Genomic DNA, 23,467 nt, shown 5'->3' with positions numbered 1-23,467 from the left:
GCGCATGCGCCGCACCCTGGCGTTGGCGCTACTGGCGCTGCTGATCGCCGGTTGCGGTGGACACCCGGCCCCGGCCGCCATGGCGGTCGGGGCGGGGCCCGGCCCGGAGTCCGCTCTCATCGGCCATCTGTACGCGGCCTCACTGCGGTACTACGGCACCCCGGCGCAGGTCATCGACACCGACAAGGCGATGGGCGCCCTGGACTCCGGGTCGGTCACGGTGCTGCCGGGGTTCACCGGCCGGTTCTTGACGGCACTGGATCCCGACGCCGCCGCCCGAGCCGACGAGCAGGTCTACCGCGATCTGGTTTCGGCCCTGCCGGAGGGCGTCGCAGCGGGTGACTACACCATGTCGGCACAGGACAAGCCCGCGATCGTCGTGGCGGAGGCGACCGCAGAGCAGTGGGACGGCCGCGATCTCGCGGCGCTGCGGCGCAACTGCGCGGCCGTTCGCCCCGGCTCGGTCGCCGGTGCGCGAGTGCCTGCCGCGGTCGGCTCGTGCGAACTGCCCGAGACCCGCGAGTTCCCCGACGACGAAAGTCTCTTCGCCGCCCTGCGCGCCGGGAAGGTCAACGCGGCGTGGTCGACCACGGCCGACCCGGCCATTCCTTCTGAGCTCGTGGTGCTGGCGGACGAGACGGCGCTCATCCGTGCCGAGAACCTCGTGCCGCTCTACCGCCGCAACGAACTCAACGAGCGTCAGATTCTCGCGCTCAACGAGATCGCCGGGGTGCTCGACACGGGGTCGCTCGCCGACATGCGCCGCCAGGTCGCCGAGGGGGCCGATCCCGGCGCGGTGGCCGACGCCTTCCTGCAGGCCAACCCGCTCGGTCACTGATCCTCTTGCACCGCGAGCGACCGTGTCTGCACGCCGACACGCCGCAAAACGCGTACGTCAGCGGTCACTCGTCGGGCTTGAGGGGCCGCAAGCGCTCCTAGCGTGGCATCGTCTTACCGACGACGGACTGGAACAGCCGCTGGTAGCCGGAGCCCGTGATCCGAACAATGACGTCGAGAACCTTGGCATCCGGACCGACGAGCACGCGTGCCTTGTTCTTGCGCACGCCGTCGAGGATGATCGTCGCGGCCCGCTGCGGGCTCGTGTTGGCGAGTTTCTTGTCGAAGGTCTCGGCGAGTTCCTTCGGGTCGAGCCCCTCGGCGGCCGTGGCGTTGCGCGCGATCGCGGTCTTGATGCCGCCGGGATGCACGCAGGTCACTTTGACCGGGTGCTTGGCCAGTGCCATCTCCTGGCGCAGCGCCTCGGTGAAGCCGCGCACGGCGAACTTGGCCGAGTTGTAGGCTGCCTGACCGGGGACCGAGAAGATCCCGAATAGGCTGGAGACATTGACGACGTGGCCGTCGCCGGAGGCGATGAGATGCGGCAGGAACGCCTTCGTGCCGTTGACGACGCCCCAGAAGTCGACGTCCATGACCCGCTCGATGTCCTTGAACTGGCTGACCTCGACGTCGCCGGTGAACGCGATACCCGCGTTGTTGTAGATCTGGTTGACCTTGCCGAAGTGTTCTTTGACGGCGTCGGCGTAGACCAGGAAGGCCTCACGCTCGGTGACATCGAGCCGGTCGGCCTTCACCGGGGCGCCGATGGCCTTGAGGCGTTCCTCGGTTGCGGCGAGCCCCTCGGTGTCGACGTCGCTGATAGCCACCTTCGCACCTGACCGGCCCAGCTCGATGGCCAGCGCCTGACCGATACCCGATCCGGCACCGGTGACGACGGCGACCTTTCCGGCGAAGCCCTCCATACCCACACTCCTCGTGTCCGTTGGTTGGCACCGAGATTAGCCGGTACCCGCGGTCCCGCGTACGGGGCCCTGCCTGATTCCTCGGTTAGCTCGCGACCGCGGGTGCGCCGGCGTCGGACCAGGCGTCGGCGAGCGCCTGCAGGTCGATCCTGAGCGCCGCGCTGAGTCCGACCACCGTGCCGAACGCGGGGGAGGGCAGTCGGCCGGTCTCGATCTTGCGCAAGGTCTCCGGGGAGATGCCGGCCTGGGCGGCGACGTCGTCGAGCGTGCGCGATCCGCGGGCTTCCCGCAGCGTCTTGCCGAGTCGGCGGCCTGCGGCGATCTGTTCGGGCGTGAGCGGAGTGCGGACCACGACACCACCGTAGCGGTTGGTATATAAATACCGCTAGTGTTGGTATTTAAATACCGAGGAGGAAACGTGATCGAGCTGAAAACCGCCGACGAGATCGAACGCATGCGGGTGACCGGGGCATTCGTCGCCGAAGTGCTCGCCGAACTGAGCGGCATCGCCGACGTCGGGGTGAACCTACTCGACCTCGAACGGCACGCACGCGGCATGATCGAACGCCGCGGCGCGGTGTCCTGCTATTGGGATTACCACCCGTCGTTCGGCTCGGGGCCGTTCCGCAACGTCATCTGCCTTTCGGTGAACGACGCTGTGCTGCACGGTCTTCCGCATGACTATCAACTACGCGACGGGGACGTGTTGACGATGGACTTCGCGGTGTCGATCGACGGCTGGGTGGCCGATGCCGCCCGCACCGTGATCGTCGGGACCCCCGCGCCGGAAGACGCCCGGCTTGTGCGGGCCACCGAGGAGGCGTTGGCCGCAGGCACCGCGGCCGCGCAGCCCGGTGGTCGGCTCGGTGACATCTCGGCGGCGATCGGCGCCGTCGCCGCAGACTACGGGTATCCCGTCAACCTCGAATTCGGCGGCCACGGCCTGGGCCGCACGATGCACGAGGACCCGCACGTGCCCAACAAGGGCCGCGCGGGCCGCGGCATGCGACTGCGGCCCGGTATGACGCTCGCGCTCGAACCGTGGTTCGCGCGCACGACCGACCGCATCGTGTTCGACCGCGACGGCTGGACCATCCGCTCCGCCGACGGATCGCGCACCGCCCACACCGAGAACACCGTCGCGATCACCGAGGGCGGCCCGCTGATCCTCACGCAGTGATTCAGTGCTCCGGCCGCAGCAACAACGTGGCGACGACGCTGATCGCGGCCGTGGCCGCCAGGTAAGCACACGCGTACCACGGCGTGCCGCCGCCGGCGGCGATGAGCGCGGTCAGGATCAGCGGCGTCAGGCCCGACGCGTACACGCCCGACAGCTGATAGACCGTGGACAAGCCCGTGTAGCGGCTGCGGGTGGGGAACAGCGACGCGTAGAGCGTGCCTTGAGCACCGTAGAACCACGCGTGGATCACCCCGAACGCCAACAGCATTCCCACGGCGTACGCCGCGATGCTGCCGGTGTTGAACAACGCGAACGCGGGAAACACGATCAGGCCGTAGGCCGCGATACCGGTCGCGTACACCGTTTTCGGGCTGAACCGATCGGCGAGTAGTCCGGATACGGGCAGCAACACCGCCATCAGCAACGCCGCGATGGTGACGACGACGAGCACCGGAACCTTGCCGAGATGCAGTGTGGCCGTGGCGTAGGAGATGGTGAACACACCCCAGGTGTTGAACGCCGCACCTTCGCCCCACCGGGACAGCAGGCCGAGGACGGTCGAGCGCAGTACGGGAGGCTTGAAGATGTCGCGCACCGGAACAGCCGACCTGTCGTCCTCTTGGCGGACCTTCTCGAACGCGGGCGTCTCGGCGACCCGGAAGCGCACGACCACACCGAAGATCACCAGTGCGATGCTGATCAGGAAGGCGATGCGCCAGCCGTAGGACTGAAAATCCTCGGCGGACAACGCAAGCTGCAGCACCACGAACACGCCGGTGCCCAGCGCCAGACCGAGCGCCAACCCGACCTGCGGGATGCTGCCGAACAGCCCGCGGCGATTGCGGGGACTGTGCTCGACTGCGAGCAGTACGGCACCCGCCCACTCACCGCCGAGCGCGAAGCCCTGCACGACCCGCAAGAGCAGCAGCAGAATCGGGGCTAGCACGCCGATCTGGGCTGCCGTCGGCAGCACGCCCATCAGCGCCGTCGCCGCGCCCATCAAGAGCATGGTGAGCGCGAGGGTTTTCTTGCGGCCGATCCGATCACCGATGTGGCCGAACACGAATCCGCCGATGGGCCGCACGACGAACCCCACGGCGAAGGTCGCGAACGCGAGCATGGTCCCGACGAACGAGCTCTGGTCGGGGAAGAACGCGTGATTGAACACGAGGCTCGCCGCCGTCGCGTACAGGAAGAAGTCGTACCACTCGATCGTGGTGCCGACCAGGCTCGCCAGTACCGCGGTACGTACGGTCTTGTCCGACGTGGGTGTCGCCGTGGGGTCGGCGACCTGGGTCAAAGTCACCCTAGTTGCTTAGTCACCGCACCGTGAGGTTCCCAGTATTGCGCGCGCGGTGATTCGAACCCTGCGCCGAGAACGACAAAATGGTCGCCACCGTCGTGCGGCAGCGACCATTTCGTCGATCTGGGGGAGCAGAGGCGCGTTAGGCAAATGCCTCGTCGATGATCTCCTGCTGTTCGACCGCGTGCACCTTCGACGAACCAGACGACGGCGCCGACATCGCGCGCCGCGAGATCCGCTTGATCGGGGTGAAGTACTCCGGCAGCACCTCGGGCAGGGTGAGCCCGACCGACGGCCACGCGCCCTGGTTGGCCGGCTCCTCCTGCACCCAGAACTTCTCGGTGACGTTCGGGTACCGGTCGAGGGTTTCGGCCAGCCGGCGGCGCGGCAGCGGGGCGAGCTGCTCGATACGCACGATCGCGATGTCCTCGCGATTGTCCTTGGCCTTGCGGGCCGCGAGCTCGTAGTAGAGCTTGCCGCTGGTAAGCAGGAGCCTGGTGACCTTGTTGCGGTCGCCGTCGCCGTCGGTGTAGGTGGGCTCCTCCAGTACCGAGCGGAACTTGTTCTCGGTGAAGTCGCGGATGTCGGAGACCGCGGCCTTGTTGCGCAGCATCGACTTCGGCGTGAACACGATCAGCGGGCGCTGGATGCCGTCGAGGCCGTGGCGGCGCAGCAGGTGGAAGTAGTTCGCCGGGGTCGACGGCACCGCGATGGTCATCGAACCCTCGGCCCACAGCTGCAGGAAGCGCTCGATACGGCCCGACGTGTGGTCGGGGCCCTGGCCCTCGTGGCCGTGCGGCAGCAACAGCACCACATCCGACAACTGGCCCCACTTGGCCTCACCCGACGAGATGAACTCGTCGATGATGGACTGCGCACCGTTGACGAAGTCGCCGAACTGCGCCTCCCACAGCACCATGGCGTCGGGGTTGCCCACCGAGTAGCCGTACTCGAAGCCCACCGCCGCGAACTCCGACAGCGCGGAGTTGTACACCAGGAACTTGCCACCGGTCGGCGTTCCGTCGGGGTTGGTCGCCAGCAGCTGCAGCGGCGTGAACTCCTCGCCGGTCTTGCGGTCGACGATCACGGCGTGGCGTTGCGTGAACGTGCCGCGCTGGGTGTCCTGGCCGCTCAGGCGCACGAGCTTGCCCTCCGACACGAGGGTTCCGAGTGCCAGCAGCTCGGCGAACGCCCAGTCGATCTTGCCCTCGTAGGCCATCTCGCGGCGCTTCTCCAGCACCGGCTTGACGCGCGGGTGCACGGTGAAACCCTCCGGCACCGCCAGGTGCGCGTCGCCGATGCGGGCCAGCAGTGACTTGTCCACCGCGGTCGACAGCCGTTGCGGGATCTGCTGATCGGCCTCGACCGACTCGCTCGGCTCGATCGCGTGCTTCTCCAGCTCGCGGACCTCGTTGAACACCCGCTCGAGTTGGCCCTGGTAGTCGCGCAGGGCGTCCTCGGCTTCTTTCATCGAGATGTCGCCGCGGCCGATCAGCGCTTCGGTGTATGCCTTGCGCGAGCCCCGCTTGGTGTCGATGACGTCGTACATGTACGGCTGGGTCATCGACGGGTCATCGCCCTCGTTGTGCCCGCGGCGGCGGTAGCACAGCATGTCGATGATGACGTCCTTCTTGAACGCCTGCCGGAAGTCGACGGCCAGGCGCGCCACCCAGGCGCACGCCTCGGGATCGTCGCCGTTGACGTGGAAGATCGGTGCGCCGATCATCTTCGCCACGTCGGTGCAGTACTCGCTGGAGCGGGAATCCGTTGGCGCCGTGGTGAACCCGATCTGGTTGTTGACCACGATGTGGATCGTGCCGCCCGTGCGGTAGCCGTCGAGCAGCGCCAGATTCAGCGTCTCGGCCACCACGCCCTGGCCCGCGAACGCCGCGTCGCCGTGCAGCATGAGCGGCACCACGGAGAACTTGGGCGAGCCGCCGGCCTCTTCACCGACGTCGAGCAGATCCTGCTTGGCGCGAACCAGGCCCTCGAGCACCGGGTCGACGGCCTCAAGGTGCGACGGGTTGGCTGTCAGCGACACCTGAATGTCGTTGTCGCCGAACATCTGGATGTAGTTGCCGGATGCGCCGAGGTGGTATTTCACGTCACCCGAGCCGTGCGCCTGCGACGGGTTGAGGTTGCCCTCGAACTCCGAGAAGATCTGGCTGTAGGGCTTGCCGACGATGTTGGCCAGCACGTTGAGCCGGCCGCGGTGCGGCATCGCGATGACGACCTCGTCGAGCGCGTGCTCGGCGCACTGGTCGATCACGGCGTCCATCATCGGGATGACGGTCTCCGCGCCCTCCAGTGAGAATCGCTTCTGCCCAACGTATTTCGTCTGCAGGAAGGTTTCGAACGCCTCGGCCGCATTGAGCTTGGACAGGATGTACTTCTGCTGTGCGACCGTTGGCTTGTCGTGCTTGACCTCGATCCGCTCCTGCAGCCACTTCTGCTGCTCGGGTTCGAGGATGTGGGTGTACTCGACACCGACGTGGCGGCAGTACGCATCGCGCAACACCGAGAGCACGTCGCGCAGCTTCTTGTATTCGGCGCCGGCGAATCCGTCGACCTTGAACTCGCGATCGAGGTCCCACAGCGTCAGCCCGTGGGTCAGCACGTCGAGGTCAGGGTGGCTGCGGAACCGGGTGTTGTCCAGGCGCAGCGGATCGATGTCGGCCATCAGGTGGCCGCGGTTGCGGTACGCCGCAATGAGTTCGATGACGCGGGCGTTCTTGTGCTCGATCGAGTCCGGGTTGTCGACGCGCCAGCGCACCGGCTCGTACGGGATGCCCAGTTCGCGGAAGATCTCGTCGAAGAACTCGTCGTCGAGCAGCAGCTGGTGAATGGTCCGCAGGAAGTCGCCCGACTCCGCACCCTGGATGATCCGATGGTCATAGGTCGAGGTCAGGGTGATGAGCTTGCCGATTCCGAGCTCGGCGATGCGCTCCTCGCTCGCGCCCTGGAACTCGGCCGGGTACTCCATGGCGCCGGCGCCGATGATGGCGCCCTGGCCGGCCATGAGGCGCGGCACCGAGTGCACGGTGCCGAGCGTGCCGGGGTTGGTCAGCGAGATCGTCACGCCCGAGAAGTCCTCGGCGGTGAGCTTGCCGTCACGGGCGCGGCGCACGATGTCTTCGTACGCGGCGATGAACTGGCCGAAACGCATTGTCTCGCAACGCTTGATGGCCGCGACCACGAGCGAGCGGTTACCGTCCTTGCCGGGCAGGTCGATCGCAAGCCCGAGGTTGGTGTGAGCCGGCGTGACCGCATTGGGCTTGCCGTTGATCTCGGCGAAGTGCCGGTTCATGTTCGGGAACTTCTTGACCGCCTGCACGATCGCGTAGCCGAGCAGGTGGGTGAAGCTGATCTTGCCGCCGCGCGTGCGCTTGAGGTGGTTGTTGATGACGACGCGGTTGTCGATCATCAACTTGGCCGGGATGGCGCGGACGCTCGTCGCGGTCGGCACCTCCAGCGACGCGTTCATGTTCTTGACGACGGCTGCCGCCGCGCCACGCAGAACCTGGGATTCGTCGCCGTCAGCCGGCGCCGCGGCAGGTGCGGGCTTGGCCGGTGCGGCCTTCGCCGCAGGCGCTGCCGGCTTGGCGGCGGCAGGCTCGGGTGCAGCGGGCTTCGCGGGGGCTGTCTTCTCGGGTGCGGGGGCGGGTGCCGGGGTGGGCGGCGCGACAGGGGCCGTCGTCTGGCCGTTCGCGACCGTATTGTCGGTCGTCGGTTCGGGGGAGTAGTCGACCAGAAATTCGTGCCAACTCGGATCCACCGAAGAGGGATCCTCGCGGAACTTGCGATACATCTCCTCGACCAGCCACTCGTTCTGTCCGAATGGGGAAGGTGAACTGCTCACGGCAGGCACTCGCCTCGATTCTTGTGTCCGGCAAGCCGTGACAAAGAGGCTCGCCGCTCTTGTTTTTCTGTTGGCGGTTTACCCCGCACGACCGCCGCATAAAGGCTATCGCCTTTCGGCGCGCGCCGACCATGGCACCACGTTTAACGGGCCGGGAGGTTTGCGCGGTCGTCAGGACTCAGCGGACGGCAGCACATGCAACGTTGCGGGCCACCGCGGCGGGGGTGCGCCGAACGCCTTGCGGGCGTTGGCGACGATCTTCTTGCCCATCAGGCGGTTGCCGACACCACCGATGACAGCGCCGATGCCCACCGGCAGCATCTTGCCGAACATCATCGCGCCGCGCTTGAGCGTATACCTCTTGACGAAGTACTTGAGCAACCGGGAGTTGAGTTGGGAGACGGCGGGCAGCGGGAGCGTCGCCGCCCCCTCGGACAGCCAAGCCCCGCTCGTCCGGCCCGAGCCGAGCAGATCGGCGATGGCACGCTTGCTGTCGTCGCCGACCAGTACCGAAAGAACCAGTGCACGGCGGCGTTCGCGATGGTCGGCGGGTATGCCGTGGACTTCGGCGACGGCCAGGACGAACACCGAGGTGGCCTCGAGGAACACCACGGTCTCGCCGGTCACGGCCGACAGCGCGACCAGTGTGCCGATGCCCGGAAACGCCGCGGCCGATCCGACCGCGGCGCCGCTTGCCATCACGGCGGCGATGTAGTGCTTCTCGAGCTTGGTGACGATCTCGGCGGGGGTGGCGTCGGGCGCGTGACTGCGCAGCCGGTCAACGTAGGCCTTGACCGCGGGCGCTTGTACGCGCGAGCTGCGTTCGATGATGGCCGACAGCACCTTGGCGGCGGTGCTTGGGTCGTCGGCCGCCCCGTCAGCACCGTTGACGGTGGCCGGCAAATGGCTTTTCGACCGAGCTCGCACTATCGGGCCTCTCTGTGTAGAACCCAGCGGTTGACTGTCAGGCTAACGCGTCACCTGGCGTCCAGAGAACGAACAGGAACCTGCCATGAGTGCCCGACAGTGACGGCCGTCACTGCCGGCTGCGGGAACAAAATATTGATATGCGCAGCTAATAAAGTCCATGGCATCATCGCCCGACGTGGACCAGTCGAATTCTGCGGGCGTGCCAAGCCGCATCCGGATGATCTTGGTGCTCGGCGCGCTGATCACGCTCGGTCCGCTCACCATCGACATGTACCTGCCTGCGTTGCCGAAGATCGGCGAGGAGCTCGCGGTCTCGTCGTCGGTCGCGCAGCTGACCCTCACCGGAACGCTGGTCGGCCTCGCGTTGGGGCAGCTCATCGTGGGGCCGCTGTCGGACTCGCTGGGCCGCCGGCGCCCGCTGATGGTGGGCATCGTGTTGCACATGGTGGCGTCGGTGCTGTGCGCGCTGGCTCCGAACATCGTCGTGCTCGGCCTGGCGCGGGTTTTGCAGGGTATGGGCGCTTCGGCTGCGGCCGTCGTCGCGATCGCCGTCGTCGGTGACCTGTTCGCCGGATCGGCCGCGGCCACGGTGATGTCGCGGCTCATGCTCGTGCTCGGTGTGGCCCCCGTCCTTGCGCCGTCGCTCGGCGCGGCAGTGCTGCTGAAGGGGTCATGGCCCTGGGTCTTCGTCGCGCTTGTCGTATTGGCCGGCGGGCTGTTGCTGATGGGTGCGCTTGCCTTGCCCGAGACCTTGCCCTCGTCGCATCGCCGTCCGCTCAAGGTGCGCGGCATCGTCGCGACATACGGCGAACTGCTGCGTGACTCGCGGTTCGTCATCCTCGTACTGGTCGCGGCTCTCGGTATGTCGGGCCTTTTCGCCTACATCTCGGCAGCGCCGTTCGTCCTCCAGGGCGGCTACGGCCTCGATCAACAGATGTTCGCGCTCGTATTCGCCGCCGGTGCCATCGCACTGATCGGTGCGACGCAGTTCAACGTGGTGCTGTTGCGGCGGTTCACCCCGCAGGCCATCACCGTGACGGCGCTGGCCGCGGCCTCGGTGGCCGGGGTGGTGTTCGTCGGGCTGACGATCGCGCGGGTCGGCGGATTGTTCGGGTTCCTCGTGCCGGTGTTGGCGATCCTCGCGGCCATGGGCCTCGTCATCCCCAACGCGCCGGCCGTGGCGCTGTCACGGCACCCGGACGCCGCGGGCACCGCGGCCGCGCTGCTGGGCGCCGCGCAGTTCGGGCTCGGTGCGTTGGTCGCACCGTTGGTCGGCGCGCTCGGCAACGGTGCGCTCGCGTTGTCGGTGGTGATGACGGCAGGCATGGTGATCGCGTTGGTGGCGTTGTTGCTCGTCGGGCTGCGCGGCGGTGGTGTCGACCGCGGCGACGAGCTGCGGGCCGACGACGACGAACTGGTGTCGGAGGCGGTTGCCGAACCGGCCTGATGCGGTCATGGCAACCCCGGACTTGTCCGGATTGCGGCGGATCCGTAGCGTCGGCGGGGCGCTGCTCAATTGCCGTACCTACTGATTTGCCATGTCTTCATCGCTGAACGCCCGCACCGAGGCCCACAACCCGTGGCACGCGTTGTGGGCGATGATGGTCGGCTTTTTCATGATCCTGGTCGACGCGACCATCGTGGCCGTCGCCAATCCGACCATCATGGACCAACTCGGCGCCGACTATGACGGCGTCATCTGGGTGACGAGCGCCTATCTGCTTGCCTATGCCGTCCCACTGCTCGTCGCGGGTCGGCTGGGCGACATGTACGGACCCAAGAATCTGTACCTGGTCGGACTCGCGGTCTTCACCGCCGCGTCGTTGTGGTGCGGTCTGGCAGGCAGCATCGAAATGCTCATCGCGGCCCGCGTGGTGCAGGGCATCGGCGCGGCACTGCTGACTCCGCAGACGCTGTCGACCATCACGCGGATCTTCCCGCCCGAGCGGCGCGGCGTCGCGATGAGCGTGTGGGGCGCCACTGCCGGGGTTGCGACGCTCGTCGGGCCGTTGGCCGGCGGCGTCCTGGTGGGCGGCCTGGGCTGGCAGTGGATCTTCATCGTCAACGTGCCGATCGGCATCGTCGGCCTCGGCCTGGCTGTCTGGCTGGTGCCCACGCTGCCCACCCAACGCCACCAGTTCGACTGGCCCGGGGTCGTGTTGTCCGGGGCTGGCATGTTTCTGATCGTGTTCGCGCTGCAGGAAGGTCAGTCGAGGCACTGGGCGCCCTGGGTGTGGGGCACCGCGGCACTTGGCGTGGGCCTCATGGCGGCGTTCGTCATCTGGCAATCGGTCAACACCCGTGAGCCGCTGATACCGCTGCGCATCTTCGGCGATCGGGACTTCAGCCTCGCCAACCTCGGTGTCGCGACCATCGGGTTCGCGGTGACGGCGATGATCCTGCCGCTGATGTTCTACGCCCAGACCGTGTGCGGGCTGTCGCCGATCCGGTCGGCACTGCTGACCGCGCCGACCGCGATCGCGAGCGGTGTGCTCGCCCCGCTCGTGGGCCGCATGGTCGACCGCGTGCATCCCATGCCGATCATCGGTTTCGGCTTCTCGGCCATGGCGATCGGGCTGACCTGGTTGTCGATCGAGATGATGCCGACCACTCCGATCTGGCGGCTGTTGTTGCCCCAGCTGCTGATGGGCATCGGCATGGCGTTCATCTGGTCGCCGCTGGCCGCCACCGCGACGCGCAATCTGCCGCCGGATCTGGCGGGCGCCGGTTCCGGGGTCTACAACACGACCCGCCAGGTCGGATCCGTGCTGGGCAGTGCCGGCATCGCCGCATTCATGACCTCGCGGATCGGTGCCGAAATGCCGGGTGGCGCAACCGAGGTGCCGCGCGGTGAAGGAGTGGCCGCCGAGCTGCCTGACTTCCTGCACGAGCCGTTCTCCGCGGCCATGTCGCAGTCGATGTTGTTGCCCGCGTTCGTCGCCCTGTTCGGCGTGGTCGCCGCGCTGTTCCTGCTGGGGTTCGGCAACGGATCCGTTGCGCCAGAACCCGAGCCGGACGTCGATGACGACGCCGACGAACAGACCGAGGCGCTGCGTGTCGTCGGCGAGGCCAACCGTCTTCTGCCTGCCTATCCCGACGACGACGAGTACGTCGAGGTCATGCTGGCGGGCGTCGGGCTCCCGGACGAGGACACCGAACCGTTGGCGCCTTCGGCCGCGAGCGTGCGGGAAGATCGCTGGGAGCACATCCTCGCGCAGCTCATGGAAGAGCCGCCGAGGACCTCGGTCGAGCCGATCGGCCACGCCCACAACGGTTTTCACGTCGAACATCAACGGTACTTCCGTGACTTCAACGGCAGTGACCATGACGGCGACCCTGACGACAACCCGTCCTTCGGCAGGCATTCCCGCCCCGGCGACGAATGACGGTCGCGCGGTTCAGCTGAAGAGCACCGCGGGGTTGAGGAATCCCGCCGGGTCGAACGCGGTCTTGACCGTGCGCATCGCCGCGATGTCGGTCTCGGTGCGCGACATCGAGACGTAGTCGCGCTTGCGGCTGCCGACGCCGTGCTCGGAGCTGACGTTGCCGCCGCAGCCCGCGATCAACGCCATCATCGCCGCGTACAACCCGCTTTCGGCTTCCAGCGCGCAGCGCAGCACGTTGAGGTGCAGATTGCCTTCGCCGATATGGCCGAACAACACCGGGATCGCATCCGGCGCATGCTCGGCGACGAGTTCGCCTGCAACCGTCGCAAACTCCGAAATCGCCGACAGTGGCAGCGACACATCGAATTTCAGCGGTGGCCCGAACAGCCCGAGCACCTCGGCCACCGATTCGCGCACCTGCCACAGCCGCTGCTGGGCGTTGACGTCCACACCGACAGCCGGTTCGCCGCACAGCGCCGCCCCGTCCAGCGCGTCGGCGAGCCGCTCGGTCTGATCGGTGTCGCCCGCGAGCTCGATGAGCAGTTGCCAGGCCCCGTCGACCGGCGCGGGCACACCCAGATGCTCGGCGGTCAGCGCGCTGGCCCTGGCATCGATGAGCTCGAGTGCGGCGATGCCGCCGATGTCGCGGAACTCGCGGCCCGCCTCGACGAGCGCGTCGAGATCGGCGAATCCGCAGACCGCTGTCACGCGGTGCGTCGGAACGGGATGGAGACGCAGGTCCAGTGCGGTGATGACCCCGAGGGTGCCCTCGGCGCCGACGAACAGCGACGCCAGGTCGTAGCCGGTGTTGTCGCTTCGCACCTTGCTGTGCCGGTGCACGACCGACCCGTCGGGCAGCGCCACATCCAGCCCGAGCACCTGTTCGCCCATGTTCCCGTACCGGACGGTGCGCAGGCCGCCCGCGTTTGTCGAGGCCATGCCGCCGACAGTCGCCGAATCACGCGCTGCCAGGTCCACGCCGAACACGAGGCCTGCCGCCGATGCGGCCCGCTGTACGGCCGCCAGTGTCACGCCGGCACCGACGCTGATCCGGCGCTCGACGGTGTCCACCTCACCGATCTGGTTGAGTCGCTCGGTCGACAGCAACACGTCGTCGTTCTCGGGCACCGTCCCTGCGACCAGTGACGTCCGGCCGCCCTGCACGGTCACGTAAGCCTGCGCGTCGCGGCAGGCCCGCAGGACGGCGGCCACCTGGTCACCGTTTCCGGGCCGCACGAGCACGCTGGCGCGGCCGCGGTAGCGCCCGGTGTGGTCGACCGACCGGCCGGCGAGCACGTCGGAATCGGTGGTCACATACCCCGCGCCGACGATTGCGGCGAGCCGATCGGTAAGCGTTTCCGTCACATCGACGGTGTATCACACGTCCGCAGGAACGCACCCAACTCGACCACCCCGGCCGGGGTCGTCGGCAGATACTCGGTCAACGTGGCCGACCGGACGATCACCGCCGCGTACTTGGCCCGGCTCACCGCGACGTTGAGGCGATTTCTGTTGAGCAGGAACGAGATTCCGCGCGGCACGTCGTCGATCGACGACGCCACCATGGAGATGAACACCACCGGTGCCTGCTGCCCCTGGAACTTGTCCACCGTGCCGGCCCGTACCTCGGTGAGCCCCACGGCGTCCAGGCGCTGACGCACCGCGACGACCTGGGCGTTGTACGGCGTCACGACCATGATGTGCTGCTGGCTCAACGGCGTGGTGCCGTGCTCGTCGGTCCACGCCGAGCCGAGCAGCCGGCCGATCTCGTCGACGATCACCTGCGCCTCTTCCGGGCTGTCGGTGGCATTGCCGTCGTGATCGACCAGCAGCACGCGCACGCCCGGCTCATACCCGTCGAGGCGGCGGGCTCCCGTCACCGCATCGACCGAACGCAATCGCCCGTCATAGGACAGCCGCGACACCGCCGCGCACACCGCGGGATGCATTCGATACGAGCGATCCAGGAAATAGCCCAGTTCGGCGGGCAGGGTGTGGCGGCCGTCCACGAGCCAGCCCAGCGCCGAGGTATCCACCGGTTCGGGGTGGGTGCCCGCGCTGACCTGGGGCAGCTGCTGCGGGTCGCCGAGCAGCAGCAGGTTGGCCGCGGCCGGCGCCACCGCGATGGTGTTGGCCAGGCTGTACTGCCCGGCCTCCTCGACCACCAGCAGGTCGAGTCTGCCCGGTTCGACGCGGACGGGATTGGCGAAATCCCATGCGGTGCCGCCGATCACGCATCCGGCGTGGTCGGAGATGAACGCCGGGTAGTCCTTCTCGTCGAGTTCGGTCCAGCATGCGTCGACGCCGTGCGGCTTCTTGGCGACGACGGCTGCGTCCACCCCGGCGGAGATGACATCGCGAAACAGGTTCTCCACCACCGCGTGTGACTGCGCGACCACCCCGATGCGCCAGCCGTGGTCGTTCACGAGACGCGCGATCACGGCCGCCGACGTGAAGGTCTTGCCGGTGCCTGGCGGCCCGTGCACCGCCAGGTACGACGAGTCCAGCTCCAGCAGTGCCGCGGTGATCAGGTCTTCGACGGGCTCGTCGCCGTGCGGCAGCGGCCCAGCGGCACGGGTGCGTGGCGGCCGGCGCAGCAGGATGTCGACGACGGCGGTGTCCGGTAAACGAGGGAGCCCGGCCGCGATCTGGTTGGCGGTGGCCTCGATCGATTCGCGCAGCGCGGTCGTGCGGATCGGGGGACCGGGTGTCAACGCGAACGGCAGCTGGTCGAACACCGTGCCGCCCTTGGGTTCGCGTTCGCAGATCAAAACCTCGGTGGGCGCGGACGGGTCGTCGGCTTCGAGCACCTGCGCCGAGCCGAACGCCCGTCGCTCGGGATCGTCGCGCAGTCCCTCGGGTGCGGGCGGCTCGTACAGCGCGTACATCTCCCGGCTCAGCTCACCGTTGGCCAGCGCGCCGGTCAGCCGCACCCGCCGCTGCGGTTTGCGGGCGCGCGGCGGGGTGTGCCAGTCGGTTTCGACGACCGCGGTGTCGACGATGAATACGCCCGTGCCGTCGGCCCATTCCTCGACGGGATGGTTGAGCCGGTCGAAATGACTCCACCAGAACGGCTTGTCCTCGCGACGGTGATAGCCCCTTGCCGCCGCGATCATCGCGACCGCCTGCTGTTCGGGGCGGCGGTCGGCGTCACCGACGAATCTGCGTAGCGTGCGGGCCAGCTGATCCTCGGGTTCGACCGCGACGTTCGGGCCGACCGGCTGCGCGCCAAGCGGCGGGACGCTGCTTTCGATGGCGCGGTTGATCAACCAGTCCCGCAGTTTGCGGGTCGACGTGCAGTCGTAACGGTTATAGTCCTCGATCTCCTTGAGCACGATCGCCGCGTCGTCCTCGCGGCCCTCGGCGCGCAGGGCGCAGTACTGCGCGTACTGGGTGATGGAGTCGGTGGCCGTGGTGACGTCGCCGCTGCGCAACTGCGCGCCCATGTACAGTGGCTCAAGCGATTTCAGGCTGTAGTTCTCGGTGCCGACGCGAATGCTCTTGCGCACCAAGGGATACAGATCGACGAGGACGCCGTTGCGCAGGAGTTCGTCTACGGCGTCTTCACCCTCGCCGTAGCGCCCGGCCAGCCGCAGCAGGGCGGTTTTCTCGTAGGCGGCGTAGTGATAGATGTGCATATGGGGGTGACGCTTGCGCCGTTTGCGCACCATGGCCAAGAAATCGCGCAGCGCCCGGCGCTCTTCGGGGCGGTTGTGTGCCCACAGCGGGTGAAAGTCGTCCTGCCCTTTCGTGCCAGTGCCGAGTACACCGAACATGTACTCCAGGCCCCATTGCACACCGTCGTCGGTCCACAGTGGGTCTCCCTCGAAGTCGAAGAACAGATCGCCCTTGTCGGGGTTCGGCAACCCCATGAGCGGCTGTGCGTCGATGACCTCGTACGGCGGCTTGCCGTCGGCGCGTGGCGCGCGTTGCAACCGGGCCTGCGCGGTCAGGCCGCTCAGGATGCGTGGATGCAGCCCGTCCACCGGGCCTTCGTGCGCGGTGAGCGCGCCGACGCTGGTGATTCCGGCGTCGATCAGCCTGGCCCGCTGGCTCACGCGCATACCGGCCACCAGCAGGAGATCGTCCTGACTTCGCACCTGGATGGTGCACTCGGGGCAGCGGAAACAGGCCCGTACGCCCGTGTCTTCCCAACTGACCGGCGCGCCGGAGGCCAGATGGTTGTCGAGCAGCCGCTGCAGCGCCTCGCGGCGCGGCCGGTACACCGGCAGCAGTTCGTCGACGGGATAGCTGGCGGTGGCGCCGTCGCCGAGCACGAGTTGCACCTCGGGCGCGACCGGCACGCCCGCGGCAGCAAGTGTTTCGCTGTAAGCGGCCAGCTGCAGCAGTGCCTCGACCTTGACCGACCGCGCGAGCTTCGTATCGCGAAGGGTGTAGCGCTCGCCGTCGAACACCAGGAAATCGGCGAAGCCGGCGAACCTGCCGTCGAACATCGCCGCCTGATAGATCACCGCGTCGCGGCGTTGCACGGCGGCCAGAGTTGCGTGCGCGGCCGCGGTCAACCCGCGCACGGTGTATGCGGGCCTGCCGATCACCGTGATGCCGGAGTCGGCCTTCAGCTCGTCGAGATGGCGTTGCTCGTGCTCGCCGCCCAGTTGCGCGGTGCGGGCGAGCAATTCGTCTTCCGCCGTGACTGCGGGGCCGCGGCCGAGTTTCGCGTCGAACGAGCGCAACAGTGCGTACTCGCAACGGGCGGCCGCTGCGAGATCCGACGCGCTGTAGATCACAACGCCGTCGTCGGTGACGAACACGTTGCCACTGTAGGCGAGCGGCCCGACACTTCATGCCCGCGAAACGGCCGAGGGAACGATCAGCCGGTGTTGCCCATCAGCTCAACGCCGTTGCCGTTCCACCGGAACCTCACGACGCTGGCGAGCCCGTGGAAGCCGCCGGAGTACTGCAGGGCAACGGTGTCACCGGTGGTGGCGGACTTGTCGATGCCGTTGAAGCCGTAAGTGTCGGGCACACCCGTCGGGATGAACTTGCCGAGGTGGAACATCACGGCTCTGGTGTTGGGGTTCTCGGCATTGGTGTTGGCCCGCACGATCACCGCTGACAACTGTGCGCATTCGTTGTAGTTGCCCGCCACCGGCTCGGGGCTCCACGCCTGATTGCTGCGCGGGTCGCGGGGCAGCTCGGAGACCGCCCTGGCGATCTCGGGGGCGGCGAGGTTCACCGCGCACGGGTCGGCCTCCGGGGCCGCCGACGTCGGCGCGGCCGCGGTCGGGGCCGGGTTGGGGGTCGCCGCGGCCGGCGGATTCGCCGTTGCGTCGGGGGTCTTGGAAACGGTGGAATCACCCGAGCCGCATCCGGCGAGCGTGACCAGAGCCGTTGAAACGGTCACGAAAATCAGTCCGACCTGTTTCACAACTGGGCAACCTACCGCGACCGCTTGTGGGCCCCGGGCAGGCGCGCGGCGGCGGTGCCGCCTATCGGCCCGGCGGCGGTGCCGCGTATCGGCGTTGCGGGTTAACCGCCCGATTGGCACTAGACTGCAGATCCTGATGACCTCGCAAGAACCGGACCCGGGCCCGGACAACAACTCGGATCCGGTGGACACCAACCCGACCTTCGCCGACCTGCAGATTCACCCCGCGGTGCTGCAGGCCGTGACCGACGTCGGATATGAGTCGCCGTCGGCGATCCAGGCCGCCACGATCCCGCCGATGCTGGCCGGCTCCGATGTCGTCGGCCTCGCCCAGACGGGCACCGGAAAGACTGCGGCGTTCGCGATCCCGATCCTGTCGAAGATCGACGTCACGAGCAAGGCCACGCAGGCTCTCGTGCTGGCCCCGACGCGGGAGTTGGCCCTGCAGGTCGCCGAGGCGTTCGGCCGGTACGGCACGCATCTGCCCGAGGTCAACGTCCTCGCGATCTACGGCGGCGCGTCCTACGGCCCGCAGCTGGCCGGGCTCAAGCGGGGCGCGCAGGTCGTCGTCGGAACGCCGGGCCGCGTGATCGACCATCTGGAAAAGGGCACCCTCGATCTGTCGAACCTCGACTACCTCGTGCTCGACGAGGCCGACGAGATGCTCACGATGGGCTTCGCCGAGGAGGTCGAGCGGATACTCGCCGACACCCCCGAGTACAAGCAGGTGGCGCTGTTCTCGGCCACCATGCCGCCGGCGATCCGCAAGATCACGACCAAGTACCTGCACGACCCGGTCGAGGTCACGGTCAAGGCCAAGACCGCGACTGCCGAGAACATCACGCAGCGGTTCATCCAGGTCGCGGGCCCACGCAAGATGGATGCGCTGACCAGGGTCCTCGAGGTCGAGCAGGGCGACGCGATGATCGTGTTCGTCCGCACCAAGCAGGCCACCGAAGAGGTCGCCGAACGCCTCAAGGCCCGCGGTTTCGCGGCGGCCGCCATCAACGGTGACATTCCGCAGGCGCAGCGCGAGCGCACGATCACCGCGCTCAAGGACGGCACGATCGACATCCTCATCGCGACCGACGTGGCCGCGCGCGGGCTCGACGTCGAGCGCATCTCGCACGTGCTCAACTACGACATCCCGCACGACACCGAGTCCTACGTGCACCGCATCGGCCGCACCGGCCGCGCCGGCCGGTCGGGCAACGCGCTGTTGTTCGTCACGCCGCGCGAACGCCACCTGCTCAAGTCGATCGAGAAGGCCACCCGCTCCAAGCTCGTCGAGGCCGAACTGCCGAGCGTCGACGACGTGAATGCGCAGCGCGTCGCCAAGTTCCGCGATTCGATCTCCGAAACGCTCAACGCGCCCGGCCTCGAGCTGTTCCGCCGGCTCATCGAGGACTACGAGCGCGACAACGACGTGCCACTCGCCGACATCGCCGCGGCGCTGGCCCTGCAGTCGCGCAACGGCGAAGAATTCCTGATGACCGAGCCGCCGCCGGAGAAGCGTCGCGAACGCGATGACCGGGGTGAGCGCCCACCGCGCAAGGAGCGGCCGCCCCGCGAGGGTATGGCCACCTACCGCATCGCGGTCGGCAAGCGGCACAAGGTCGGACCGGGCCACATCGTCGGCGCGATCGCCAACGAAGGCGGGCTGCACCGCAACGAGTTCGGCCACATCACCATCCGGCTCGATCATTCGCTGGTGGAGCTGCCGGAGAAGCTGCCGAAGAAGACGCTCAAGGCCTTGGAGAACACCCGAATCTCGGGCATCCTGATCAATCTGCAACTGGATCGTGCGCCGCGGCGCGAGCGGCCGGAGCACCGGGACCGGACGGGTGGGTCGGGCAAGCCTCGCCGGAAGGCGAAGTGACGCTTTCGAAAGACGTGAACGAGCCGCCCGTGCAGGGCGGGCTGGAATCGGCTGACGTACCGCCATCCGCGTCCGCCCGGGTCGCGTCGCTCACGGGCATCCGCGCCGTCGCGGCGCTGCTCGTGGTGCTGACGCACGCGGCCTACACCACCGGCAAGTACCCGCAGGGCTATCTGGGCTTGGTGTATTCACGCGCCGAGATCGGCGTGCCGATCTTCTTTGTGCTCAGCGGGTTTCTCTTGTTCCGGCCGTGGGTGAAGGCTTCGGCGACGGGTGGGCCCGCACCATCGGTACGCCGATACGCCTGGCATCGGGTGCGACGGATCATGCCGGCCTATGTCGTCACGGTTCTCATTGCCTACCTCGTGTACCACTTCCGCACGGCAGGGCCCAATCCCGGCCACACGTGGGAGGGCTTGTTCCGCAACCTGACCTTGACGCAGATCTACGCCGACAATTATCTGTATTCGTTCCTGCACCAAGGGCTTACGCAGATGTGGAGCCTGGCCGTCGAGGCCGCCTTCTACGTGGTGCTGCCACTGCTGGCGTACGTGCTTCTCGTCGTGTTGTGCCGGCGGAAGTGGCGGCCCTGGCTGCTGTTGACGGGCTTGGCTGTGACGGCCGCGATTTCGCCGGTGTGGCTGATCGTCGTGCATGACACGACGGGGCTGCCCGACGGTGCTCGGCTGTGGTTGCCCACGTATCTCGCGTGGTTCGTCGCGGGCATGGCGCTGACCGTGCTCGCGCAGATGAGGGTGCGCGGTTACGCGATGGTGTGTGTGCCGCTGGCGGTCGTGAGCTACTTCATCGCGTCGACACCGATCGCGGGGGAGCCGACGACGTCACCCGCGGTGCTGAGCGAGGCTCTGGTCAAGACGGGCTTCTACGCGGTGATCGCGGCCCTGCTGGTGGCGCCGCCCGCGCTCGGCGACCGTGGCTGGTACACCCGCTTCCTGGCCAGCCGGCCCATGGTCTTTCTCGGCGAGATCTCCTATGAGATCTTCCTGATTCACCTGATCATCATGGAGCTCGTCATGGTCGAGGTGATGCGGACACCGGTCTACACCGGTTCGATCGTCAACCTTTTCGTCCTCACCATGGCGTTCACGCTTCCGGTGGCCTGGCTGCTGCACCGGTTTACGCGCGTACGCTCCTGACCAGCAACGCTGAAGTTAGGGTAAGCTAACCTAATCAAGCGGTGAAAGGTTGTGAGGGTATGGCCGAGCAGAAGGCCTCGCGCGGGATCGAAGGTGCGCTCGTCAAGTTGTGGCGGGGTGGCGACTATCAGTTGACGGTCACCGGCCGCACCGAGCTCACCCCGAACTACCTGCGCCTGCACTTCGATGCGCAGCGGCTGCTTGCCGAGCAGCGCCTGCATCCGACGATGTGGGTGCGTGGGTGGTTCCCGCGCACGCGAGGAGCAGAACGGGGCCAGCGCGGCGCCAAGGCCCATCAGCGCGGCTACACGCTGGCAAATCCCGACCGGGAGGCGGGCACCGTCGACATCGATTTCGCGATGCACGACGGCGTGGCCACCCGCTGGGCGCGCGCAGCACAGCCCGGCGATGTCCTTGAGGTGACGGTGCTCGGCAGCAACTTCGCGCTGCCCGAGCCGCAGCCCGCGGGCTACGTCATCGTCGGTGACACCGCATCGCTGCCCGCGATCAACTCGCTGCTCGACGCGATCGGGGATGCCCCGGCGCGGGTGTTCCTCGAGGCCGGGCACGACGACGATCGTGAGCTGCCGGTGGCCGGGGGTGCCGATATCACCTGGGTCGACCGCGACGACGAGGCGCTCGTGGAAGCGGTCAGTTCATCGGCGTTCGACGCGGCCGATCACTTCGGCTGGGTCGCGTGCAACAACCGCACCACCCGCGCGGTCGCCCGCGTGTTCCGCGAGCAGTACAACATCCCGCGCAAATCCATCAAGGCACAGGCCTACTGGGTGGCCTGAGCTGCCGGCACCACGAGTGGTGCGACGAATTCCGAGAGCATCGCGCGTTCGTCGGCCTCGTCGCCGCCGGGAAACACGAGCAGCGACACCATGACCCGGACGAGCCACCGGGCCCGTCGGCCGATGCCTTCGTCGGTGCCGTCGGCGCCGAGGGATCGGACGAACCCTTCCACAAGCGCCCTGATCACCTCCGAATGCTCGGCCATCTCACCGCCGATCGGTGGCTGGGCGGTCGCGAACCACGACGACAGCGCCGGGCTTTCGCGGACTGCTCGCAGGGCGGTGACGACACCTTCGATCAACCGCTGCGCGGGATCGGTCACGCCGCCGACTTGCTCGCTGACCTCCTGGTAGAGCCTGCGGGCCTCGCGGTGCACGTATGCGGTGTAGAGGGCTTCGCGGTTTTCGAAGTAGCGGTACAGGGTGGCCCTGGAACACCCTGCGGCTGAAGCGATTTCGTGCATGCCGACGGATGCCGCGTCTTGGCGGGTGAACAGCTCGTCGGCCGCGTCGAGGATCGCGTCGGCGGCGACTTCGGTGCGCTTGGCGGCCAGCCAGTCGCGGGCCATCAGCTACCCGCCCGGAACGGGACGGACAACGGCCGCCGGACGTAACTGCCGCCGGCCCACACAACAGCGTCCACATCGACCTCGAAATCCGGATAGCGCGACAACAATTCGGTCAACGCTACCCGTGATTGCATGCGCGCGGCGGCGGCCCCCAGGCAGAAGTGGGCGCCGTGGCTGAAGGTGAGAATGTTGCGTGGCTTGCGGCGGACGTCGAGTTCGGCTGCGTCCGGGCCGAATTCGCGCTCGTCGCGATTACCCGAGCCGTACAGCAACAGGGTCTTGCGGCCGGCCGGAATTGTCGTGTCGCCGATCATGACATCGCGCGTGGTGGTGCGGGCCAGGCCCTGCACCGGGGAGGTCAGCCGCAGGAACTCGTCCACCGCGTCGGTGATGAGCGCCGGGTCATCGACCAGCAGCTGCCGCTGATCGGGCCGCTGGTGCAGCAATTGCACTGCGCCGCCGAGCATTCCGGTCGTGGTGTCATTTCCACCGGTCACCATGGTGAACGTGAACGCCAGAATGGACAGCACGCCCGCGATGTCGCCGTCGGCACCCACTCCGGCGGCAACGAGATGCGAGATCGTGTCGTCCTGCGGTTCGCGTCGACGGCGCTCGATGAGCTCGGAGAAATAGCCCATCATCGAGGCGACCGCTTCGCCCGCGGTGCCCATCGCCGAGGTGATCCCGCCGGACGCGGTGTTGGCTGCGACGATCGCCTCGGTCCATCCGTCGAACTGTGCGCGGTCTTCGTCGGGCACCCCGAGGTAGTGCGCGACCACCATCGACGGCAGCGGTTTGAACAGTTCGGTGACGATGTCACCGCCACCGTCGGCGCGCAGTCTCTCCAGCCGCTCCACGACGAACTCACGCACCTTGGGCTCGACTGCCTCAACCTGACGCGGCGTGAAACCCCGCGACACCAGCTTGCGGAACTGTGTGTGCCCCGGCGGATCCTGCATGACGAATGGCGGGTTGTCCGCGAGCCCGATCATCTCGAGTTCGCCGTAGGTGACGGTCAGGCCCTGTGCTGACGAGAAAGTCTCGTGGTCTCGTGCCGCGGCCCAGATGTCGGCGTGCCGGGACAGCACGTAATAGTCCTGCCCGGGCTGATCGGCGGGGACCACGTGGTGCACCGGATCGCGGTCGCGCAGTGCGGCATACATCGCCCAAGGACTCGCCCAGGTGTCGGCGGTGGCGAGCTCGAACCGAGCCGGGGCGTCGGAGGCCGTCTGAGACAAAGAAGCTGTCATGTCTTATT

The 23,467-nt window shown here is 67.6% G+C and carries 17 protein-coding genes; 7 read left to right on the top strand and 10 right to left on the bottom strand.

The annotated features are described in order from the left end of the window. Nucleotides 1–4: 4 nt before the first annotated feature. Nucleotides 5–838, top strand: a complete 834-nt coding sequence (locus tag ACRCUN_RS16870; RefSeq protein ID WP_462142765.1) for a glycine betaine ABC transporter substrate-binding protein — start codon at nt 5–7, stop codon at nt 836–838. A gap of 97 nt (nt 839–935) precedes the next feature. Here the strand turns inward: ACRCUN_RS16870 and ACRCUN_RS16865 are convergent, their stop codons facing one another. Next, nucleotides 936–1,760 (bottom strand): SDR family NAD(P)-dependent oxidoreductase, encoded by an 825-nt coding sequence (locus tag ACRCUN_RS16865; RefSeq protein WP_462142764.1) that lies wholly within the window; start codon nt 1,758–1,760, stop codon nt 936–938. 85 nt (nt 1,761–1,845) lie between these two features. After that, nucleotides 1,846–2,112: a helix-turn-helix domain-containing protein gene (locus tag ACRCUN_RS16860; protein ID WP_462142763.1), complete on the bottom strand. Its 267-nt coding sequence runs from the start codon at nt 2,110–2,112 to the stop codon at nt 1,846–1,848. A 66-nt stretch (nt 2,113–2,178) separates the two neighbouring features. On the opposite strand from ACRCUN_RS16860, the gene map reads away from it, so the two are divergent. Further along, nucleotides 2,179–2,940 carry a type I methionyl aminopeptidase gene (gene map / locus ACRCUN_RS16855; RefSeq protein WP_462142762.1) on the top strand — a complete coding sequence of 254 codons (762 nt, stop codon included), beginning with the start codon at nt 2,179–2,181 and terminating at the stop codon, nt 2,938–2,940. A 1-nt stretch (nt 2,941) separates the two neighbouring features. On the opposite strand, the gene ACRCUN_RS16850 is transcribed toward map, so the two are convergent. The 3 genes from ACRCUN_RS16850 to ACRCUN_RS16840 all read right to left on the bottom strand — a co-directional run bounded on the left by ACRCUN_RS16850 (nt 2,942) and on the right by ACRCUN_RS16840 (nt 9,032). Next, nucleotides 2,942–4,246: an MFS transporter gene (locus ACRCUN_RS16850; RefSeq protein ID WP_462142761.1), complete on the bottom strand. Its 1,305-nt coding sequence runs from the start codon at nt 4,244–4,246 to the stop codon at nt 2,942–2,944. Nucleotides 4,247–4,385: 139 nt separating this feature from the next. Continuing rightward, nucleotides 4,386–8,051 carry a multifunctional oxoglutarate decarboxylase/oxoglutarate dehydrogenase thiamine pyrophosphate-binding subunit/dihydrolipoyllysine-residue succinyltransferase subunit gene (locus ACRCUN_RS16845; protein WP_462142917.1) on the bottom strand — a complete coding sequence of 1,222 codons (3,666 nt, stop codon included), beginning with the start codon at nt 8,049–8,051 and terminating at the stop codon, nt 4,386–4,388. A gap of 222 nt (nt 8,052–8,273) precedes the next feature. Further along, nucleotides 8,274–9,032: a hypothetical protein gene (locus ACRCUN_RS16840; protein ID WP_462142916.1), complete on the bottom strand. Its 759-nt coding sequence runs from the start codon at nt 9,030–9,032 to the stop codon at nt 8,274–8,276. 157 nt (nt 9,033–9,189) lie between these two features. Between ACRCUN_RS16840 and ACRCUN_RS16835 the strand changes: the two genes are divergently transcribed. Together ACRCUN_RS16835 and ACRCUN_RS16830 are read left to right on the top strand one after the other, a co-directional pair. Then, the gene (locus ACRCUN_RS16835) at nt 9,190–10,479 is read left to right on the top strand and encodes a multidrug effflux MFS transporter (protein WP_462142760.1); all 1,290 of its coding nucleotides are present in this window, start codon (nt 9,190–9,192) and stop codon (nt 10,477–10,479) included. 91 nt (nt 10,480–10,570) lie between these two features. Next, nucleotides 10,571–12,418 (top strand): MFS transporter, encoded by a 1,848-nt coding sequence (locus ACRCUN_RS16830; RefSeq protein ID WP_462142759.1) that lies wholly within the window; start codon nt 10,571–10,573, stop codon nt 12,416–12,418. A 12-nt stretch (nt 12,419–12,430) separates the two neighbouring features. On the opposite strand, the gene ACRCUN_RS16825 is transcribed toward ACRCUN_RS16830, so the two are convergent. The 3 genes from ACRCUN_RS16825 to ACRCUN_RS16815 are packed head-to-tail and all read right to left on the bottom strand — an operon-like array spanning nt 12,431 to nt 17,783. Then, the gene (locus tag ACRCUN_RS16825; RefSeq protein ID WP_462142758.1) at nt 12,431–13,783 is read right to left on the bottom strand and encodes an FAD-binding oxidoreductase; all 1,353 of its coding nucleotides are present in this window, start codon (nt 13,781–13,783) and stop codon (nt 12,431–12,433) included. After that, on the bottom strand, nt 13,780–17,190 hold the full coding sequence (locus ACRCUN_RS16820; protein ID WP_462142757.1) for a TM0106 family RecB-like putative nuclease: 3,411 nt from the start codon (nt 17,188–17,190) through the stop codon (nt 13,780–13,782). Before ACRCUN_RS16820 ends, ACRCUN_RS16825 begins: the two co-directional genes overlap by 4 nt. A gap of 59 nt (nt 17,191–17,249) precedes the next feature. Then, a complete protein-coding gene (locus ACRCUN_RS16815; protein ID WP_462142756.1) occupies nt 17,250–17,783 on the bottom strand; it encodes an LppP/LprE family lipoprotein in 534 nt (177 codons plus the stop codon). 160 nt (nt 17,784–17,943) lie between these two features. Here ACRCUN_RS16815 and ACRCUN_RS16810 point away from each other — a divergent pair, with 160 nt between their 5' ends. The 3 genes from ACRCUN_RS16810 to ACRCUN_RS16800 are packed head-to-tail and all read left to right on the top strand — an operon-like array spanning nt 17,944 to nt 21,640. Continuing rightward, nucleotides 17,944–19,686 carry a DEAD/DEAH box helicase gene (locus tag ACRCUN_RS16810; RefSeq protein WP_462142755.1) on the top strand — a complete coding sequence of 581 codons (1,743 nt, stop codon included), beginning with the start codon at nt 17,944–17,946 and terminating at the stop codon, nt 19,684–19,686. Beyond that, nucleotides 19,683–20,843, top strand: coding sequence for an acyltransferase family protein (locus ACRCUN_RS16805; RefSeq protein ID WP_462142754.1), 1,161 nt, complete (start codon nt 19,683–19,685; stop codon nt 20,841–20,843). The genes ACRCUN_RS16810 and ACRCUN_RS16805 overlap by 4 nt, the downstream gene beginning before the upstream one ends. Before the next feature lie 59 nt (nt 20,844–20,902). Then, nucleotides 20,903–21,640 (top strand): siderophore-interacting protein, encoded by a 738-nt coding sequence (locus ACRCUN_RS16800; RefSeq protein ID WP_462142753.1) that lies wholly within the window; start codon nt 20,903–20,905, stop codon nt 21,638–21,640. Here the strand turns inward: ACRCUN_RS16800 and ACRCUN_RS16795 are convergent. Beyond that, the gene (locus ACRCUN_RS16795; RefSeq protein WP_462142752.1) at nt 21,625–22,209 is read right to left on the bottom strand and encodes a TetR/AcrR family transcriptional regulator; all 585 of its coding nucleotides are present in this window, start codon (nt 22,207–22,209) and stop codon (nt 21,625–21,627) included. The genes ACRCUN_RS16800 and ACRCUN_RS16795 overlap by 16 nt on opposite strands. Next, a complete protein-coding gene (locus tag ACRCUN_RS16790) occupies nt 22,209–23,459 on the bottom strand; it encodes a cytochrome P450 (protein ID WP_462142751.1) in 1,251 nt (416 codons plus the stop codon). The genes ACRCUN_RS16795 and ACRCUN_RS16790 overlap by 1 nt, the downstream gene beginning before the upstream one ends. Nucleotides 23,460–23,467 lie beyond the last annotated feature (8 nt).

The sequence above is a fragment of the Mycobacterium venezuelense genome (assembly GCF_054919535.1).
The sequence above is the reverse complement of the archived record's forward strand: the minus strand, read 5'-3'. Positions and strand labels throughout refer to the sequence as shown.

Excerpts from the sequence above, each read along its gene's own strand:
- ACRCUN_RS16870 (WP_462142765.1), top strand. The coding sequence starts at position 5 with ATGCGCCGCACCCTGGCGTTGGCGCTACTGGCGCTGCTGATCGCCGGT.
- ACRCUN_RS16865 (WP_462142764.1), bottom strand. The coding sequence starts at position 1,760 with ATGGAGGGCTTCGCCGGAAAGGTCGCCGTCGTCACCGGTGCCGGATCG.
- ACRCUN_RS16845 (WP_462142917.1), bottom strand. The coding sequence starts at position 8,051 with ATGTATCGCAAGTTCCGCGAGGATCCCTCTTCGGTGGATCCGAGTTGG.
- ACRCUN_RS16835 (WP_462142760.1), top strand. The coding sequence starts at position 9,190 with ATGGCATCATCGCCCGACGTGGACCAGTCGAATTCTGCGGGCGTGCCA.
- ACRCUN_RS16830 (WP_462142759.1), top strand. The coding sequence starts at position 10,571 with ATGTCTTCATCGCTGAACGCCCGCACCGAGGCCCACAACCCGTGGCAC.
- ACRCUN_RS16810 (WP_462142755.1), top strand. The coding sequence starts at position 17,944 with ATGACCTCGCAAGAACCGGACCCGGGCCCGGACAACAACTCGGATCCG.
- ACRCUN_RS16800 (WP_462142753.1), top strand. The coding sequence starts at position 20,903 with ATGGCCGAGCAGAAGGCCTCGCGCGGGATCGAAGGTGCGCTCGTCAAG.
- ACRCUN_RS16795 (WP_462142752.1), bottom strand. The coding sequence starts at position 22,209 with ATGGCCCGCGACTGGCTGGCCGCCAAGCGCACCGAAGTCGCCGCCGAC.
- ACRCUN_RS16790 (WP_462142751.1), bottom strand. The coding sequence starts at position 23,459 with ATGACAGCTTCTTTGTCTCAGACGGCCTCCGACGCCCCGGCTCGGTTC.